Origin of the sequence: Microbacterium sp. (assembly GCF_031988965.1) — a bacterium.
Classification (GTDB): Bacteria; Actinomycetota; Actinomycetes; order Actinomycetales; family Microbacteriaceae; genus Microbacterium.
In genome coordinates this window covers 1-3,998 of the sequence record NZ_DALZXX010000165.1, presented here as the reverse complement: position 1 = coordinate 3,998, position 3,998 = coordinate 1, and the positions used below count along the sequence as shown (strand labels likewise).

At 70.2% G+C, this 3,998-nt stretch carries 3 protein-coding genes and 1 pseudogene; all 4 read left to right on the top strand.

Annotated features, from left to right (window positions below):
- Window positions 1-408, top strand: a pseudogene (locus RTM68_RS16505) (TIGR04028 family ABC transporter substrate-binding protein); the annotation flags it as partial.
- Between the two features lie 22 nt (window positions 409-430).
- The gene (locus RTM68_RS16500) at window positions 431-1,378 is read left to right on the top strand and encodes an ABC transporter permease (protein WP_312173009.1); all 948 of its coding nucleotides are present in this window, start codon (window positions 431-433) and stop codon (window positions 1,376-1,378) included.
- Window positions 1,375-2,268 (top strand): ABC transporter permease, encoded by an 894-nt coding sequence (locus RTM68_RS16495; RefSeq protein WP_312173006.1) that lies wholly within the window; start codon window positions 1,375-1,377, stop codon window positions 2,266-2,268. Before RTM68_RS16500 ends, RTM68_RS16495 begins: the two co-directional genes overlap by 4 nt.
- Window positions 2,265-3,893, top strand: coding sequence for an ABC transporter ATP-binding protein (locus tag RTM68_RS16490; RefSeq protein ID WP_312173003.1), 1,629 nt, complete (start codon window positions 2,265-2,267; stop codon window positions 3,891-3,893). The genes RTM68_RS16495 and RTM68_RS16490 overlap by 4 nt, the downstream gene beginning before the upstream one ends.
- Window positions 3,894-3,998: the final 105 nt, after the last annotated feature.

Genomic DNA, 3,998 nt, shown 5'->3' with positions numbered 1-3,998 from the left:
GCCCAGCAGCTCGCGAAGGTGGGCGTCGAGCTCACGGTGAAGCCCGCCGATGCCGGCTCCTACGCGGCGGACACCCGCGACCCGCTCAAGACCGGCTTCTACCACTCGATGGTCGGACGCGCGGACTTCGACGTGATCAAGAGCCAGTACTACACGAAGAACCGCGATGCCCTGATCTCGAACGACGCCGAGCTCGACGCGCTGCTCGAGGCCGTGGCCTCGGAGCCGGACACCGAGAAGCGGGTCGAGGCCTCGCAGGCGGTGCAGGACTACATCGCCGAGCAGGCGTACGTCATCCCGCTGTTCGAGGAGCCGCAGGTCTACGGCGCCGCCACTTACGTGCACGGTGTGGACTTCGAGTCGGTCGGTCGCCCCACCTTCTCGGGCGTCTGGCTCGCCGAGCACTGAGTGTGACGGACACGGTGCATAGATGAGCTTCGTCCTTCGACGAGCCGGGCAGGCCGCGATCGTTCTGATCGCGGCCTTCACGGCCACCTTCTTCCTGCTGCAGCTGCTGCCGGGCGATGCGATCCTGATCAAGTTCTCCGACCCCAGCCTCGGGTTGTCGCCGGAGCAGCTCGACGGGATCCGCGCCACGTACGGCACCGACCTGCCCTGGTGGCAGCAGTATGTGCACGCGGGGCTGGGCTTCCTGGCGGGCGACTTCGGATTCTCGACGCAGTTCGGCACTCCGGTGCTGACCATGCTCGCCGAGGCGCTGCCGTCGACCCTGCTGCTGGCGTCGCTCGGGCTCGTCGTGGCGCTGCTGATCGCGGTGCTCGTCGCGGGACTCTCGTCGCTGGCACCGTTCGCATGGCTGCGCAACGGCATCCGTCAGGTGCCCGGACTGTTCGTCGCGGTACCCGTGTTCTGGCTCGGCATCCTGCTGATCCAGATCTTCTCGTTCGGTCTGGGCTGGGTGCCGATCGTCGGCGCCGATCCCGTCGCGGGGCTGATCCTGCCGGTGCTCACGCTCGCGGTGCCCATCTCGGCGCCTCTCGCGCAGGTGCTCGTGCGCGCGATCGATCAGGTGCAGGCGCAGCCCTTCATCACGGTCGTCCGTGCCAAGGGCGCGCCGCCGTCGTGGGTCCTGACCCGCTCGGTCGCGCGCAACGCCGCGCTGCCCACACTCACCATCGCCGGTGTGCTGTTCGGAGAGCTGGTCGGCGGCGCGGTCGTCACCGAGACCGTGTTCGGCCGCACGGGCATCGGCCGGCTCACCGAGCAGGCGGTGTCGAATCAGGACATCCCCGTGCTGCAGGGCGTCGTGCTGCTGTCCGCCCTCGGCTTCGTGCTCATCAGCTTCGCCGTCGACCTCGTCACCCCGCTGATCGATCCCCGCCAGCGTGCCCTCTCGAAGGCAGGAGTCTCGGCATGACCGTCGCCGCCATCGCCGCATCGACCGACCCCGCTGTCGAGCCTCCGGAAAAGGATGCCGCGGCATCCGCCCCGCGCAGAAGGGCCCGCGGGCTGCGTGCGCGACCCTGGGGTCTGTACCTCGCTGTGGTCGTGGTGTCGCTCGCGGTGCTCTGGGCGCTGATCCCCGGGGTCTTCGCGCCCGGCGACCCGCTCACCGGCACCCCTGCCGACAAGCTGCTTCCGCCGAGCGCGGCGCACTGGTTCGGCACCGACACCCTCGGTCGCGATCTGTTCGGTCGCGTCGTCCACGGTGCGGTGCACTCGCTCTCCGGCGCTCTGATCGCCGTCACGGTCGGGCTTGCGCTGGGCACCCTCGTCGGAGCGATCGCCGGGGCGCTCGGCGGTGTCGTCGACGACATCCTGATGCGGGTGGTCGACGTGCTGCTCGCGATCCCCGGTCTGCTGCTGTCGCTGTCGGTCATCATCCTGCTCGGGTTCGGCACCGTGAACGCGGCGATCGCCGTGGGTCTCGGCAGCGTCGCGGCCTTCGCCCGTCTGATGCGGTCGGAGGTCGCTCGCGTGCGGCGCAGCGAGTACGTCGAGGCGGCGTACGGCAGCGGGGGCACGTTCTTCACCGTGCTCCGTCGCCACGTGCTGCCGAATTCCCTCACGCCGATCGTGGCGCTCGCCGCACTGCAGTTCGGCACCGCGATCCTGGCGATCTCGACGCTCGGATTCCTCGGCTACGGCGCACCGCCGCCCACGCCCGAGTGGGGTCTGCTCATCGCGGAGGGCCGCAACTACACCGCCACCGCCTGGTGGCTGACGGCCCTGCCCGGCCTCGTCGTCGTCGCGGTCGTGCTCAGCGCGAACCGCATCTCGCACCGCATCGGAAGGAACTCGCGATGACCGTTCTCGCCGTCGATGACCTCAGGGTCTCGTACGCCACCCGCACCGGTCAGCGTGAGGTCGTGCACGGCGTCTCGTTCGAGATCGCCGAGGGCGAGGCACTGGCGCTGGTGGGGGAGTCCGGGTCGGGCAAATCCACGACGGCGCACGCGCTGCTCGGCCTGCTGCCCGCCGGCGGTCGGGTCGAGGGCGGCACGGTGCGTCTCGGCGACCTCGACATCTCGGGGTGGACGGATCGCTCCCTGCGGAGCATCCGCGGGCCCGAGATCGGTCTCGTCCCGCAGGACCCGGTGACCTCGCTCGACCCCGTACGCCCGATCGGCGCTCAGGTCGAAGAGGTGCTGAAGCTGCACGGGCACCGCGACGGTCGTGCGCGTCGGGCGCGGGTGATCGAGCTGCTCGACCGCGTCGGCATCGACGATCCGGAACTGCGTGTGCGCCAGTATCCGCACGAGCTCTCCGGAGGAATGCGGCAGCGCGTGCTCATCGCGTCGGCGATCGCGCTGCGACCCCGACTGCTGATCGCCGACGAGCCGACCAGCGCACTGGACGCCACGGTGCAGCGCAAGGTGCTCGACCTGCTCGACGAGCTGCGCCGCGACGAGGGCACGAGCATCCTCCTGGTCACCCACGACCTCGGTGTCGCCGCGGACCGGGCGCAGCGCCTCGTCGTGCTGAAGGACGGACGCGTCGTCGAGCAGGGGCCGAGTGAGACCGTGCTGGCAGCGCCGACGGACGCCTACACGAAGCAGCTGCTGGCCGATGCCCCGGCGTTCATCACGGGCTTCCGCCGGCCCGAGGCGCCGCCCTTCCTGAGGGATGCCGCGGCGGTCGCCGCCGAGAACCCGTTCGCGATCACCGCCACCGGTCTCATCAAGGAGTTCAGGGTCGCCGGTCGCGAGCGCTTCCGTGCGGTCGACGACGTCTCGTTCCGCGTGCGCCGAGGAACCACCCACGCCCTGGTGGGGGAGTCGGGATCAGGCAAGACCACCACCGCGCGTCTGATCACGCGGTTCCACCAGCCCGATGCCGGTGCCATCGAGATCGACGGCGAGGACGTGACGGGGCTGTCGGGTCAAAGGCTGCGGGCGCTGCGCCGCCGCGTCCAGCTGGTCTACCAGAACCCGTTCGCGTCTCTGGACCCGCGGCAGCAGATCGTCGACATCGTTTCGGAGCCCCTGCAGAACTTCGGCGTCGGCTCGCGTGCCGAACGCAAGGGCCGGGCGCTCGCCCTGCTCGATCGGGTGTCGCTGCCGAGCGACGTCGCCACGCGCACTCCTCGGGAGCTCTCCGGCGGTCAGCGCCAGCGTGTGGCGATCGCCAGGGCGCTCGCGATCGACCCCGAGATCGTCGTGCTCGACGAGGCGGTCTCGGCGCTCGATGTGACGGTGCAGGCTCGCATCCTCGAACTGCTCACCTCGCTGCAGGGCGAGCTCGGGCTGACCTACCTGTTCATCTCGCACGATCTGGCGGTCGTGCGCCGGATCAGCCACACGGTCTCGGTCATGCGCCGGGGCCGCATCGTCGAGGAGGGCCACACCGAGGAGCTCTTCCACGCCCCGCAGCACGACTACACCAGGGAGCTGCTCGCAGCCGTCCCCGGACGAACGGAGCAGCCCGCATGACCGGCCCCACGATCGCCTTCTTCACGCGCCTTCTCGATGACGCGTCCCCGGCCGAACGGTATGCGCTGGCGACGGAGCAGATCCAGCACGCCGAGCGATACGGCA